Genomic DNA, 14,933 nt, shown 5'->3' with positions numbered 1-14,933 from the left:
TATAGCGTTTTATCTTTCCGAAAGAAAAAGACAGTATAGGCAAATTATAGCATCACAAACATATAAAACTCATATAATTTGCTAAGCGATCCTCCATTCATCGCTATCTGGGCAATTACGGCATCAGTAGTCGAATTAAAATCCTCTGAATGCGAAGCAATTGTAAACTTAAATCCTTTGTCGATGTAAATATGATACAATAAGGCATTGAGCCTCTCTATTTGAGTTGCAGGATTTGCACTAGGCATAGGCAATTGATTTAAATAAGACAACGCTCTTTTCTTCCAATAACTATGCTTGTGCTTTACGCCAGCTATGTAATAAGCCAAGGAAAGAAGGGTATGATGAAAAATAGCTTCATCGGTATTCGGCACTTGCCTGGCTAAATAATGGTCTGTGAAATCTATTGCCGCATACAATATTTTTTCGGCAGCATCCTGGTTTACCCGTTCTTCATAAAAATCGGCAAAGAAATACAGACAATGTGCTATCGCTATCAAATCCTCCTTTGTGGGTTGCTCTTTTTTCAGCAGGCCGTTTTCGCCGTTTAATTGGCGCTCAATCTCATCAATAACAAAAGAAAAACATTCCTCATTAATGATGGCCCGGTAATGATGCAGGCTTCCATTGGCATGTTTCCTCGCCAAGAAGTATAAAAAAATGCCTAACATTCCATCCTTTACAGAAAGGTTGCTTGTTTTTTCGGCAAAAACATATTGGTAAATCTGGTCGTCGAGTTCTTCTAACACCTCATTGGTATCAATCTCCATGAGCTTGTGTTGGGCAATCATTTCAATGCCCCAGCCAATGCCGGCAATGCCCGTGTAAAAGCGCATATCTCGTAAGGTGATCACCTCGTCGCTCATTCGGTCTAACAGAAAATCGATGGTGTTTAAATAATCCTTGTAGCCTGTAACCTCTTGGAGTGCAAATAATTTCAGCACCTCATTAAGGCAGCCATCTAAACCTAATCCTTTAGATTTGAAATTGCTGAGTATCACATCGTTGAGGTGTTGATTATGTATGGTGATTTTCAATGCCTATCGATTAATTGGTGAGGTGAAAACAATTGCCTTCAACTTCTGCATGCGAGTTCGCAAAAGACTCGAGCTGATAAATATGCGTACGGCAAAAAATATCATCCTTTAGCTGTTTGGCCTCATTTGTTGATTTGATCAATTCCTGCTTGTGTAAAAAGAAGGGAAGGGAGTTCATGTTTGGAGCCAACTGGCCTTTTCCTTTGTTCATTTCTAGAAAGTCCGAGTCCAATATCCTTGTAAAACATTCCCTTAATAGCATATCGATTTTTGTCACTTCGCTAAAAGGGCTGATAAAAGCATAGCCCTGCCTGAGGAGCTGGATAGAATCGATGATTTGGTTAAGGGGCACCACGAGATTCAAATCATAAAATGCAACGAACCTGGTTTTTATTTTCAGCATCAGGTAATCTTGCACAATTTTTCGTTCCTGGTCATTATAGCCATCTTCTATAAAAATATAATCACAGTTATTATCTTTTAAGGTAACATAATTCAACGTCTCTTTTGTGCCTGTTTCAACAATCAGTAGGTTGGTATTTAGGTTTTTAAATAGATACCTCACCGCCACCATCAAATTATGCGGCAGCTCTTGTTTTTCGGCATTGTATTCTAAAATAAACGTGACATCATCACAGTTGAATTTTGGTTTGAGGGCCACAATTTGATCAATGGCATCTTTAACCGGATAGCCACAATAGTCTTTGGATAGCAGCTTTAACGATGGATCGTAAAATGGACTGGCTTTAGTGTACCTGTTTTTCTGAAAGTTGCTGAGGTCGTCTTTGGCAACGCCACCCGTATAATGCAATATCTTTTTGTCGAACCATCGGTGTATATTGTTTACGGCCCAGGCAAAATCCAGTTCTTCAGCTATCTCAACCTGATGGCCATCAAGCCAGGCATTCCACAACACAGCCCACATGTCTGCACACCAAGCCTGTATCTTTGGTTTTTTAGACCGCATTTGCTTCGTATCGATATAGTCTTTTTCAGCCATGCTGTAATTGTAGTCCCGCAATACTTGGTACAGGTCTTCCGAATCGTTTTCTATCTTTTCCCAAAACGCTTCTGTAGTATTTTTTAACAGGTATTGTGCGCCTCCAACCTGCTTGTCGTTTGCAATTACTGTCTTGCTATCGATGCCAACCACTTGGCACATTTTAGTTAAAAGCCTTTTAGATGCATTTCTGAGGATGTATTTGCTGTCGAGGTAATTTCTGGTATCAGAAACATACCAGGTGTCAGTTGCGCAAAGCGCATCGAAATTAGGAAGCTCCCTAAAAATGATATCCGAATCGTGATAAAATATAGGCTCTTGACCTAGTTCAGGATATTTCCTTAAATGCTGCCTGATGATATTTGGGCGAAGAGAGGGAATATAGCCCTTTCTGGCCCTCTCGTCGGGGTAAACAAAAAACGAGGCTTCGCTATGTTTTTCGTTAATAAAGTCGACAAAATGCTTGGCAAGGCCATTCTGGCTCTTGTAACCGATAAGAATATGGATCTCACTCGGCTTGATGCCTAAATTTTTAAAATTATGGATTTGCAATTCCAGTTGCCATAAAAAATAAAAATCGTCTGGCTGGGCAGATAAAAAAATCATGAGCTCAAATTTAGATTAATGATGATCAAAGACTATGTAAGCAATTACATAGTCTTTGTTGGGTTTATATACAGCCAACGTCTATTCCGCCTATACACCAAGGGGCACAGGTCTGTATATAAGCTCCAGCGCCCCAGTCAGGCAAGCCCTGACATTGGCAGCCATTGCTGGTGTCTGCACAGTAGCCGGTTTGGAATTCCATGGAGGTGCTGTCTGGGAAGCCGGTGTGACGCGATATCCCACAGGTAGTCCAACAGCCCCAGGCGTCGTTAGTGGTTGTATCGCCACAGCCACCTAAAACATTTCTCAATTGCGCCCTGGTCAAGACTTGCTTCTTGGCAAAATCTTGTGTGGCTAATTTTAGTTTTTTCATACATTAAGGTTTTTTGGTTATTTTTTGCTTGGGCTAAACGCCCAGGTACCTGCATTTTGCAAGTACGAATGTGCTATCGATGATATCTTTTTTTGGCCTCCTTTCCTTAAATAAATAGTTTAGCATTAAATGTTTGATGGGTTTATCTTAAGTTAATAAAGAATAGCCGATAAGAGGCCTGTTCTGCTGGCTAAAGCAAGCGCAAACGTTTGATGGTTCTGTTCTTGTTTAGCTTTAAAAGGATAGGAAATAATCCTATTGCGGGTATAATGAATAAGGATGATAATCAAGCGTTTAAGAAACGAAACGCAAACGATTGCGTGCGTTATTTTAACGTGAAGGCCATTAATTGTAACTAATTGTTAAAACATTTTCGGCTAAACTTTGGTATAGAAAGTCTACAACATTTTTATCGGGTCCGCTTCTTTTCAAATTGCCATGGAAAACATCATCATCCTCAATGCCAGACAAAATAACCTAAAGAATATTTCCTTAAATATTCCTAAAAATAAAATCACCGTATTTACCGGGGTATCGGGTTCCGGAAAATCATCATTGGTATTCGAGACCATAGGCGCAGAAGCACAGCGCCAAATCAACGAAACCCAAAATAGCTTTGTCAGAAATCGTTTGCAACATTATGGCGTACCCGATGTTGATCAGATCAAAAACCTCAACGTACCCATTATCATCAACCAGAAAAGACTGGGCGGCAATGCCCGATCGACGGTTGGAACGGCAACTGATATCTATGCCTCCCTGCGTTTGCTCTACTCTCGGCTAGGCAAACCATTTGTGGGTTATTCCAATGTGTTTTCGTTCAATCATCCACAGGGGATGTGCCCCGAATGCGAGGGGCTGGGTTTTATACAAACCGTAAACCTCGATTTTTTAATAGACAAGGATAAATCGCTGCTGGAAGGCGCCATCAGGTTTCCCACTTTTCAGCCGGGAGGTTGGCGGTTAACGCGATATACCGAATCCGGCTATTTCGACAACGATAAAAAACTCAGGGATTATAGCCAAAAGGATTTGGAAATGCTCTTAAATGCAGAAGAACACAAACCAAAGCATCCCAATAAAGGCTGGGGCAAGACCGTAAAATATGAAGGTATCATCCCAAGAATAGAAAAAGCCTTTCTGAAAAAGGATTCACAAGAAAACCTGAACCGAAAAGATGCTTTAAAAAAAGTAATTACCACCAAAATCTGCCCTTCGTGTCACGGAAAACGATTAAACGATCACATATTGTCATGTAAAATCGAAGGCAAAAACATCGCCGATTGCACCGCGCTGTCTATCGACGAGTTGCTCGAATTTATCCGGTCGATTTCCTCAAACACCTATGAAGTCATCTTAAATGAGCTGACCAAGAAACTGCACAATGTAATTGGCATCGGCCTGCAATACCTAACGCTCGACAGAAGAACAGATACGCTTTCTGGAGGCGAATCGCAACGGATAAAAATGGTAAAGAACTTGGGGAATAGTTTAGTCGACCTGCTTTATATCTTCGACGAACCCAGCATTGGCCTTCACCCAAAGGACTTAGAAAACATTGCATCCATCATTAAACAGATCAGAGACAAGGGAAATACTGTACTGATTGTGGAACATGATCCTGATCTCATCAAAATTGCCGATTGGATAGTAGATATGGGACCGGGTTCAGGAAGAAATGGCGGCGAAATCATTTACGAGGGAAATTGGCAGGGCCTCAAAAAATCGAAGGGAAAGACAGGCCTGTATTTTGCCGAACAACCGAAAATAAAACCAACGCCAAGAAAGGCGGAGGGCTATTTGGAGATCAAGAATGCAACGCTGTTCAACCTGAAGGATATCGATGTTAAAGTGCCGAAAGAGGTCATGACGGTGGTTACCGGTGTTGCCGGATCGGGCAAAAGTACGCTCATCAATAAGGTGCTGCCCAAAATCTATCCAGGTGTGACGGTAATAGACCAATCGTTGTTTGCAGCAAGCGTGCGTTCTAATTTGCTGACTTACCTGCATTTGTCAGATCCGTTAAGAAAGCTCTTTGCCAACAGCAACCGTGTTTCAGAAAAGCTGTTCAGCAGCAATAGCGAAGGAGCCTGCAAAAATTGCAAGGGCCTGGGAGTTCAAAAAATAGACCTGGCTTTTATGGACGACATTGAACAGCCTTGTGAAGTATGCGGCGGGACAGGTTTTGACCCTAAGGTGCTCCGATACACCTACAAGGATAAAAACATTGTAGAAGTGCTGCACATGACCATTGTAGAGGCCGTTGACTTTCTTCCAAAGGAGGTATTTTTCAAAGGTTTTGATCTATTGCTCAAATTGGGCTTGGATTACCTGACTTTAGGGCAACGCTTAGACAGTTTTTCGGGAGGGGAGCGGCAACGCTTAAAACTAACCAAGGAATTAAAAGAAAGCGATCAAATCATCATCCTCGATGAACCCAGTACAGGTTTGCATCCCAGCGATACACAAAAACTGCTCTCTTTCTTAGAAGGTTTGGTAGAGAGAAAAAACACCTTGATTGTGATTGAACATAACTTGGATATCATTGCACAAGCCGATTGGATCATCGATATAGGTCCGGGTGCAGGCAAGTTCGGTGGAAGCGTGATGTTTGAAGGAACCGTACAGGAATTGCTTAAAAGTAAAAAATCATATACTGCGTCATTTCTGAATAAACACCTGGCGCATTAGCCTTGTAGCGAAAAGAGCAAGGCCATTTTGTATTGTACATATTTGTAGCTATTTTAATAAAAAAATACCTATCTAAAATATGCACGAATTATTACCATTTATGCTAGCGCTCGTGGTGGCTATTGTATTGATCGAAATGCTGGCCGATAAATTGCGAGTTGCCTATCCCGTACTCTTAGTCATAGCTGGCCTGCTGATCAGCTTCATTCCCGGACTACCCAGCATTCAGGTCGATCCGGATATGATTTTTTTCATTTTCTTGCCACCATTGCTGTTTGAGGCCTCATGGAGCATTTCTTTTAAGGAAATGAAAAAATGGTGGCGCATCATCGGCAGTTTTGCATTTTTGGTTGTGTTTTTTTCTGCACTTACCGTTGCGCTTTTCGCCAGTTACTATATTCCGGGTATTACCCTAGCCTTGGGTTTTTTGTTGGGTGGCATTGTATCTCCTCCCGATGCGGTGAGCACTGGGGCTATCATGAAATTCGTGAAAATTCCTAAGTCTACATCAGCCGTTTTAGAAGGAGAAAGCCTGCTTAATGATGCCTCTTCGCTGATCATTGTGAGGTTTGCCCTGGTGGCTGTAGGTACGGGACAATTTGTTTTTCAAACGGCCATCATCGATTTTTCTTGGATGATCATTGGGGGTATTGCCATTGGACTTTTGGGTGGCTGGCTATTCGTACAGGCACACAAAAGATTGCCTACCGATGCACCTTCGGATATTGTGTTTACGCTGGTGGAGCCTTACCTGCTTTACTGGATAGCAGAACAAGTGCACAGTTCGGGTGTATTGGCGGTGGTAGCTGGTGGACTGTTTTTATCAACCAGAAGGTTTTCTTTTTTAAGCAGTGCCAGTCGGATAAAGGGTTTCAGTTTTTGGGAAGCATTGATCTTTATTCTCAATGGTATTGTGTTTATGATCATTGGTTTGGCGCTTCCCGAAATTGTAAAGGGATTGCGTGCAGACGGTATACCTTTAAGAAACGCCATTATTTATGGTGGTTTGGTTACGGCTATCCTCATCGCCACCAGGATGATTTCTTCTTATGGAGCATTAATAGCAACATTGATCTTCAGGCCTAGCGTTGCTCCGGGGCAGGGACTTTCCAGACGCAGAAGGTTAGGCATGCCCTTATTGCTGGGTTGGACGGGGATGAGGGGCGTAGTATCGCTCGCTGCTGCACTTTCTATTCCAGTTAGCCTGCCTCATCGTAACCTGATCTTATTTATTACATTTATGGTTATTTTGCTTACGCTTTTAATCCAAGGCCTCACGCTTCCATATTTGATTAAGCGCACCAATCTTTTTAATTACGCCAGGGAATTACCTGAGGAAGAAGCGAAGATAAAGGTGAAAAACCACCTCGTTGTAGAAACCGTACGCCTGTTAAGAGAGAAGCATCAAGAAGGATTGTATCAAGATCCCCATTTGCAGAAAATGATCACGCTTTGGGAAGATAAGATCAACCAACCAGAAAAAATGAAGATGACAGCGGCTGCCAAGCAAAATTATTTGGAACTGTTGGAAAACCAGCGCCAGTTTTTAGCAGGCTTAAAAGTAGACCCAGAATTACATGAGGAATATATCCACTGGCAGATTTACCAGATCGATTTAGAGGAAGAAAGGATCAAGCTTTTATAGAGACTAGCTTGCCAAGTTGATGCTGGCCGTGCTGTTTTTAATATAATTTTTTATCGGAAAATTTGAAATCCTGTATTTTCGGTAAAGGTTTGATCGAAATTTTCTTTTTTCTTTTCTTTAGCGCTTTCTTTGAACCTGATATTCCATCAGTTTCGGTTTTGATTCCCGTAATTAAGTTATATTTAGTTTCCGTAAATATGGTATTCTCATCAATATATCCTTTGGTTGCATTATTCGTTAGCTTAGTTACGTGAATTAATTCAAAATTCCCATTGCGATATTTGAAATCGTAGGTAATATTTCCTCCTTTAATTTCACTCCACATTCTTAATATCCCTTTTTCAATAAAAAAACTTGGAATTTGGTATCCATTAAATTTTCCTTGGTTTTCAATAGGGTACTGCGGCTCGATTATTTTGGTTGAAGATACAGCTAAAGTTAATTTCCCATTTGGTTGGGATAGGAAAATTTGTAATTTGAATGGCCTTGTTTCGTTCACTGTATCCATTTTTACAGTTATTCTATCCATTTTGCCATCATTATTGAGGTCGCCCTTTTCTTCCCTCACCTGATAACTGTAATTGTCTTTATTCTTAATATTTTGAGCGAATAAATTCAGTTGGATCGAAATCAAAATAAAGCATAGGTAGCTAATTCTCATGGTTTTAAATTTTTATTGCTGTTCGTTATAAAATGATCGGTTGATACGCAAGGGCTTTGTCTACAATTTCTTCGGCACTTAAGTGCTCATATTCCAATTCGAATATATAATCGGATGCATTGGGATCGGGAACGTTGGCTAAAAATATGTCCAGCATCTCATCGTTCGCTGCTTCAGTGCTACCTTCGGCATTCATGATCTTTTTTACCAATTCAACCAGCTGTGTCTTATCGAGGTTTGTTTTCATCTTCCTGATCCATTATCAATCAAATATAAGGAAACAGATAAGCATTTGGCTACATCGAATCAGAAAGCAGCTGATTTGCAGGTTATAAAATTGAGCAGCTCCACCAGGTTTTTTGGCTTATTTCAATCATTGCCCTGTACGAATATTAGATTGTTTTTATATCTTCGGTTGCGTACACGTTAACGAATAGACCCCTATATGGAAAGCGAATCAGAACAAGAATTAGTTGGTGTAAAAGAAATTGCCAGAAGGGCTAAAGTTTCAATTGGCACCGTTGATCGGGTAATTCACAATAGGAAAGGTGTTTCCCTGAAGACGAAGGCAAGAATCTTAGCAATCATCGAAGAACTGAACTATCAGCCCAATATCCTTGCCCGAAGACTAGCCTCCAAAAAGATCCTCCACATCGCTGTACTTATTCCAGCCATTTCGCCAGAAACAGGCTACTGGAAAGCACCCTTAAATGGTATTGAAGATGCCGAAGCAGAAATAAGGGCCTATGGTATTGTTATTGACAAGTATTTCTTTGATCAGGATGATAAGCAGACATTTTTAGCCCAGGCAAAGCTGGTGCTAAAAAACAAGATTGATGGAATTTTGATTGCTCCCATGTTTATTGAAGAATCAAAGATTTTGATCGACAAGTGTATCGAGCAACAGATTCCCTATGTTTTTATCAATTCAGACCTTCCGGGTTATAAGAGTTTGTGCTACATTGGACCTGAACTGTTCCATAGTGGAAAATTGGGGGCGCATTTGGTAAACTACCTCTTAAAAGAAGAAGAAAAAGTTTTGATCGTAAACATTGCCAAAGAGGTAGACGGCCTACACCATTTGCTCAGAAAAGAGGAGGGATTTCGCGCTTATTTTAAAGAAAACAGCAAAAGCAATGAGATCATTAAGCTTGATATTAGAGACATCGCCTACGACGCCTTAAAAACGGAGATTGCTGCTGTTTTAAAACAGCATGAAGTAAAAGTTATCTTTGTAACCAATTCAAGGGTATCTTACATTGCCAAATACATTCAGGAATCAAAGATGACTAACATTAAATTGGTAGGTTACGATTTCCTCGAAGAGAACATCAGTTATTTAGAACACAACATCATCGAATTCCTGATCGGCCAAAAGCCAAAGGAGCAAGGCTATAGGGGAGTAATGACTCTGTACAATTACCTGGTGCACGAACAGCTAATAGCTAGTGCATATTATATGCCCATTGATATCATTACCAAAGAAAATTATAGCTTTTACAAGAATTAGAAGGGTTTATTTATTGGAAAATGAAAAAAAATGAAAAAAAACGTGTACGTTAACAATTTATTATTTACATTAGCTTTCAGTAAGTTACAACAACCAAATTATCAACCAACCAAAACCAAACCTGTTATGTCAAAAATCAATTTCTACATCAAGGCCTTAGCGCTGTCGATTGCTTCAAAAAGGTCGATGCTTTTTTTTAGACCAAATTACGTGTACGTAAACGTTTAGCTGTATTCTTTAGCAATACATTTTTATTTGACTTATTCTTCCTCCATTTTAATTTGCGCCACAGGGTGCAGAGGGTAGATTGGTATGGCAATTAAGTCTGGTTTAATTAATAATCGATAACTCATCAAATATGAATAAGAGCACCACAAATTATAAATGGCTGTCCAAATTTATAATCCTCATGTTTACGGTTGTGGCTAATGTTTCGTTCGCTTTGGCGCAAGAAAAAACGGTAACGGGAAAGGTATACGACGAGCAAACCAACGAACCACTGGCGGGCGTAAACGTGAAAATAAAGAATAGCAATGTTGCCGCCATCACAAATACGGAAGGTGTTTACAGCATTAAATGCAAAGAAACAGACGTGCTGACATTTAGCTATGTGGGCTATCAGCCTTTTGAAATTGCGGTAGCCAATAGAACAAGCCTAAACGCCGCATTAAAAAATGATTCGAAAACCTTGAACGATGTGGTGGTGGTAGGCTATGGCCAGGTTAAAAAGGGTGATTTAACGGGTGCTGTTGGCGTTGTAAATGTTGCAGAAACGATAGAAAAAGCACCAGTGATGTCATTAGATCAGGCCTTAGCCGGCCGCATAGCAGGCGTGCAGGTGTCAACAAGCCAAGGACAGCCAGGTAAAGAAGGAATTAACATTGTAATAAGGGGAGCAGGTTCGCTAACACAAAACAACGCTCCCTTATATGTAGTAGACGGTTTTCCCAACGAGTATTTTGATCCTGGAACATTAAACATCAATGACATCGAATCCATTAACGTTTTAAAAGATGCCTCGGCAATAGCTATTTACGGGGCGAGGGGTGCAAATGGCGTCATCATTGTAGAAACCAAAAAAGGCAAGGCCGAAGCTCCGGTAATTACCTACAACGGATCGCAAGGCTACCAGCAGCTGTGGCAACGCATGGAAATGATGAATGCCTACGAATTTGTAAAGTATGAAATTGAACGAGGCTACGGAGCCAATTACCTCACCAACGGCCGTACCTTAGAAAGCTACCGCGATATTCAGGGTGTTGACTGGCAAGATCAGTTGTTTAGAACTGGTAAAGTTGGCATTCACAACATTGCCGTTAGGGGCGGTACCCCACAAACAAAATATTCCATCTCGGCATCCTTATTCAACAACGATGCGGTAATTATCAATACCGGTAGCAAAAGGTATCAGGGCAGGCTTTCCATAGATCAGACCCTAGGTAAAAAATTCAAAACGGGCGTAAGTTTAAACTACAGTTCCAACAGTTTTTACGGTACTGATGCCTCTGTTACCAATAGAGATCAGGCTTCGGTAACGAGTTATTTGCTGTACAATGCCCTAGGCTATAGGCCGGTTACCGGAAGAACCGATTTTACAGAAGATGATTTGTTGAATAACCTTATTGATAGCGATATCAATACCAATAACGATTATCGGGTTAATCCGATTTTATCTACCAATAACGAATACAATAAAACCTGGAACAATACGCTGTTTGGCAATACTTACCTCACTTTCGATGTGCTTAAAGGTTTGACTTTTAAATCAACCGGGAGCATAAGTGTTAACGACGCCAACCGGGAATATTTTTATAACTCAAATACGGCACAGGGAAATCCAGCAAATCCGGGCAATACAAGGGGGCAATGGGGTGGCAAGCAGGCTACCGACAGGTATATCTGGTCTAATGAGAATACGTTAACTTACAGGAAAAGGATCAATGCCGATCACAATTTCGATGCAATGGTGGGTTTTTCGGCCCAAAAAACAAGGATGAAAACCAATGGATTTGCGGCCATAAACGTTGGCAATGAGCTGTTGGGCATTGATGGCTTAGCTTCAGGTACTCCATTTTCACTGGTTAATGTTGCTGCAGAAAACACCTTGCTTTCTTATTTGGGACGTATTAACTACGATTATAAATCGAGGTATCTACTCACTTTTTCTGCAAGGGCAGACGGATCCTCTAAGTTTTCGGCCAATAATAAATGGGGCTATTTTCCTTCTGGAGCATTTGCCTGGAAGCTGGGCAACGAACCTTTTATGAAGAATGTAAAGGTGATCAGCGATGCAAAATTAAGGGTAAGCTATGGCTTGGTTGGCAATAACAGGGTTGATGATTATCCTTATCAAGACCAGCTTACGCAAGCAGTAGAAGCATCTTATTCGTGGAACAATGCCTCGCCAACCTTAGGTACCTATGTGTCTAGGCTAGGGAATGAAGACCTCACCTGGGAAACATCCAAACAGTTAGACCTAGGCTTAGATGTATCCCTATTCAAAAGAAGGGTAGACCTGACTGTTGATGTATACAGAAAAGATACCCGCGATTTATTGCTGAATGCAGCCTTGCCAAAATTCACTGGCTTTTCAACTGCCTTCAAAAATATAGGCGCCATCCGCAACCAGGGTTTGGAGCTGACCATCAATACGGTGAACATCAAAAAAACCGACTTTTCGTGGGAAAGCAATTTCAACATCGCCTTTAATCAAAACAAGGTATTGGCTTTAAGTGGCGAAACCAATCGATTAGAAACCATTCAATGGAACCAGGCTTATGTCAATTCACCACTGTATATCACCGAGGTAGGACAGCCAGCAGGGCAGTTCCTGGGTTACATATGGGAAGGAAACTATCAGTACGCTGATTTTGACCAAACCGCTCCCGGTGTTTATTTGCTTAAATCGGCTGTGCCAACCAATGGCAATACAAGGGCTTCGATACAGCCTGGCGATATCAAATACAAGGATTTGAATGGTGATGGTACTGTAGATGACAAGGATAAAACCATTATTGGCAGGGGCACGCCCATTCATACAGGTGGTTTCTCTAATATCTTTAAATACAAAGGCTTTGATTTGAACGTGTTTTTGCAATGGAGCTATGGCAATGATTTAATCAATGCCAATAGGCTGATGTTTGAGGGAACCAGTTTGAATCTTTTAAACCAATTTGCCACCTATAATAACCGCTGGAGCCCAGAGAACCAGAATAACGAGCAATACAGAACCAATGGCTATGGGCCAACTGGGCGCTACTCGACAAAAGTGATTGAGGATGGATCTTACCTGAGGCTAAAGACGGTAAGCTTAGGCTATAGAATCCCTGCAAAGTACCTTTCAAAATATAAAATAAAAGGCATTGGCTTAACGGTGGCTGCACAAAATCTACTCACTTGGACAAATTACACGGGTTTTGATCCAGAGGTTTCTACCCGAAATGCTGTACTTAGTCCGGGTTTTGATTATTCGGCCTATCCAAATGCAAGGACAGTTGTTTTCGGTATTAATGTAACGCTATAATTTTTTGAAGATGAAATATAAATTAATAGGCTTGTTGATTACCGTAACGGTGTTTGCAAGCTCTTGTAAGAAATTTTTAGAAACTACGCCACTTTCCAATAATACACCAGCAACTTTTTATGGTACGGAAAAGCAGATCATGTCGGCATTGGCGGGAGTTTACGATCGGTTGTCGCGTTCTCAAACCTACGGCGATCAGATGCTCGGAAGGATGGGTTTAGATGCAGACGAGGCCTTTTTTAACAATGGAGCGGTAGAAGGTGTAGCGGTTTATAACGTATCGGCCAGTGATGTAAATATTGCCAACAATTTTACCTTTTGGTATGATGGGATTAACCGTGCCAACGCACTTTTAGAAAACCTGGACAGGGCAACCATGAGCGCAGAGAACAAAAAAGCCGTAAGGGGCGAGGCGCTTTTCTTAAGGGCCTATTACCATTTTATGCTGGTGCTGTATTGGGGCGATGTGCCTTTAATGACCAAAACTGTGAAATCGGCAAATGAAACCTTTGCAGCCAGAACCCCCGCTAAACAAGTTTACGAACAGATTATCGCAGACATGACAGAGGCCGAAACTTTAGTAAAAACCGCTAAAGAAGTAGGTTTTGGTGGTCGGATCAATAAATCGGCAGTGAGAGGCATCTTGGCCAGGGTATGTCTGCAAATGGCAGGCGCCCCGATAAACGATGTAAGCAAGTATAAAGCCGCCCGCGACTGGGCACTTAAAGTAATGATGCCCGATCCTAAAGATGGTTTTCAGCATACCTTAAATCCCTCTTACCAAAACGTTTTCATCAACTATTGCCAAGATAGGTATGACATTGGCGAATCGATCTGGGAAGCCGAATTTCAGGGAAATGCCACCGATGGTTTTCAGGAAACTGGCCGCGTGGGCAGCAACAACGGCATTCTTTATTCTGGTACTGATCCAAATTACGGCTTTAGCTATGGCTATTTAAATGCGACTGCACGCTTATGGTATCTTTTTGAAAATCCTACGTCGCTACTCTCCACTGATGAGCGTAGAGACTGGTCTATAGCACCCTACACTACCACTGGTACACCAGTTATTGAAACCCCGTTTACCGTAGACCAGCTTTACCAACGCACAAGTGGCAAATGGCGCAGGGAATTGGAAGTGGTGAGCCCTAAAGTAAACAACTGGGGGCCAATCAACTTTCCTTTGCTCAGGTTTTCTGATGTATTGCTCATGTTTGCCGAAGCCGATAATAAAGTTAATGGAAGTCCAACAGCGGCTGCCATCGATGCAGTAAACAAGGTAAGGCGGAGGGCTTACGGAAAAGACCTGACCCCAGAAGCCGTGCGAATGGTACAGGTAACCAATGGCGGTACAACAAATTATACTTCGGCACCTGCCGTTGTCATTACCGGCGTAGGTACTGGTGCAACAGCCAAGGCCTTTATTTCGGCCGGAAAAGTAATCAGGGTTAAAATGTTAACCGAAGGCACAGGTTACACTACGGCGCCTACCATCACATTTACGGGTGGCGGTGGCGCAGGTGCATTGGCAACAGCACTGATCAGTAAGCGTGCCAGCAGCAATTACGAACTCACTGCCTCGCAAACAGGCTCGCCCGAAGCATTTCAACAGGCTATTGAAGATGAGCGCTCGAGAGAGTTGAGTTTTGAATGCTTACGAAAAGCAGATTTGATTCGCTGGGGCAAATTTTTAACCAACATGAAACGCATCGAAACCGATATCACTATAGGCAATGCGCCAATTCCTGCTGCGCCATCAAATTTACAGGTTCGTGCGCTTGCTTTTAGAAATGCATCCCAAAGAGACCTGCTCTGGCCTTTTTCACCTACCGAAATGTCGTTGAATTTAGGCTTGAGGCCACAAAACCCTGGTTTTTAATACTAAAC

Annotated in this window: 10 protein-coding genes; 5 read left to right on the top strand and 5 right to left on the bottom strand. The window is 41.6% G+C overall.

Features of this window, described 5'->3' with window-relative positions; all coding sequences use genetic code 11:
• Positions 1-44: 44 nt before the first annotated feature.
• The 3 genes from AC570H_RS08020 to AC570H_RS08010 form a co-directional block, all read right to left on the bottom strand.
• Positions 45-1,037 (bottom strand): lanthionine synthetase LanC family protein, encoded by a 993-nt coding sequence (locus AC570H_RS08020; protein ID WP_497353494.1) that lies wholly within the window; start codon positions 1,035-1,037, stop codon positions 45-47.
• Positions 1,038-1,047: 10 nt separating this feature from the next.
• On the bottom strand, positions 1,048-2,643 hold the full coding sequence (locus AC570H_RS08015) for a hypothetical protein (RefSeq protein WP_497353493.1): 1,596 nt from the start codon (positions 2,641-2,643) through the stop codon (positions 1,048-1,050).
• Between the two features lie 64 nt (positions 2,644-2,707).
• Complete coding sequence (locus AC570H_RS08010) at positions 2,708-3,016, bottom strand: hypothetical protein (RefSeq protein WP_497353491.1); 309 nt, start codon at positions 3,014-3,016, stop codon at positions 2,708-2,710.
• Between the two features lie 438 nt (positions 3,017-3,454).
• Between AC570H_RS08010 and AC570H_RS08005 the strand changes: the two genes are divergently transcribed.
• Positions 3,455-5,707, top strand: a complete 2,253-nt coding sequence (locus tag AC570H_RS08005; protein ID WP_497353489.1) for an excinuclease ABC subunit UvrA — start codon at positions 3,455-3,457, stop codon at positions 5,705-5,707.
• 79 nt (positions 5,708-5,786) lie between these two features.
• Complete coding sequence (locus AC570H_RS08000) at positions 5,787-7,352, top strand: Na+/H+ antiporter (RefSeq protein ID WP_497353487.1); 1,566 nt, start codon at positions 5,787-5,789, stop codon at positions 7,350-7,352.
• A gap of 37 nt (positions 7,353-7,389) precedes the next feature.
• Here the strand turns inward: AC570H_RS08000 and AC570H_RS07995 are convergent, their stop codons facing one another.
• Positions 7,390-8,013, bottom strand: a complete 624-nt coding sequence (locus AC570H_RS07995; RefSeq protein ID WP_497353485.1) for a hypothetical protein — start codon at positions 8,011-8,013, stop codon at positions 7,390-7,392.
• Between the two features lie 25 nt (positions 8,014-8,038).
• On the bottom strand, positions 8,039-8,260 hold the full coding sequence (locus AC570H_RS07990) for a bacteriocin immunity protein (RefSeq protein WP_497353483.1): 222 nt from the start codon (positions 8,258-8,260) through the stop codon (positions 8,039-8,041).
• A 198-nt stretch (positions 8,261-8,458) separates the two neighbouring features.
• On the opposite strand from AC570H_RS07990, the gene AC570H_RS07985 reads away from it, so the two are divergent.
• From AC570H_RS07985 to AC570H_RS07975, 3 genes are all read left to right on the top strand, one after another.
• A complete protein-coding gene (locus AC570H_RS07985) occupies positions 8,459-9,523 on the top strand; it encodes a LacI family DNA-binding transcriptional regulator (RefSeq protein WP_497353481.1) in 1,065 nt (354 codons plus the stop codon).
• 358 nt (positions 9,524-9,881) lie between these two features.
• The gene (locus tag AC570H_RS07980; protein WP_497353479.1) at positions 9,882-13,046 is read left to right on the top strand and encodes a SusC/RagA family TonB-linked outer membrane protein; all 3,165 of its coding nucleotides are present in this window, start codon (positions 9,882-9,884) and stop codon (positions 13,044-13,046) included.
• 10 nt (positions 13,047-13,056) lie between these two features.
• Positions 13,057-14,925: a RagB/SusD family nutrient uptake outer membrane protein gene (locus AC570H_RS07975; protein WP_497353477.1), complete on the top strand. Its 1,869-nt coding sequence runs from the start codon at positions 13,057-13,059 to the stop codon at positions 14,923-14,925.
• Positions 14,926-14,933: the final 8 nt, after the last annotated feature.

The organism is Pedobacter sp. B4419 (assembly GCF_059693725.1).
This window is presented reverse-complemented; position numbering and strand designations above follow the sequence as displayed.

Coding starts and splice junctions, on each gene's coding strand:
- AC570H_RS08015 (WP_497353493.1), bottom strand. CDS start 2,643: ATGATTTTTTTATCTGCCCAGCCAGACGATTTTTATTTTTTATGGCAA.
- AC570H_RS08010 (WP_497353491.1), bottom strand. CDS start 3,016: ATGAAAAAACTAAAATTAGCCACACAAGATTTTGCCAAGAAGCAAGTC.
- AC570H_RS08005 (WP_497353489.1), top strand. CDS start 3,455: ATGGAAAACATCATCATCCTCAATGCCAGACAAAATAACCTAAAGAAT.
- AC570H_RS08000 (WP_497353487.1), top strand. CDS start 5,787: ATGCACGAATTATTACCATTTATGCTAGCGCTCGTGGTGGCTATTGTA.
- AC570H_RS07995 (WP_497353485.1), bottom strand. CDS start 8,013: ATGAGAATTAGCTACCTATGCTTTATTTTGATTTCGATCCAACTGAAT.
- AC570H_RS07990 (WP_497353483.1), bottom strand. CDS start 8,260: ATGAAAACAAACCTCGATAAGACACAGCTGGTTGAATTGGTAAAAAAG.
- AC570H_RS07985 (WP_497353481.1), top strand. CDS start 8,459: ATGGAAAGCGAATCAGAACAAGAATTAGTTGGTGTAAAAGAAATTGCC.
- AC570H_RS07980 (WP_497353479.1), top strand. CDS start 9,882: ATGAATAAGAGCACCACAAATTATAAATGGCTGTCCAAATTTATAATC.
- AC570H_RS07975 (WP_497353477.1), top strand. CDS start 13,057: ATGAAATATAAATTAATAGGCTTGTTGATTACCGTAACGGTGTTTGCA.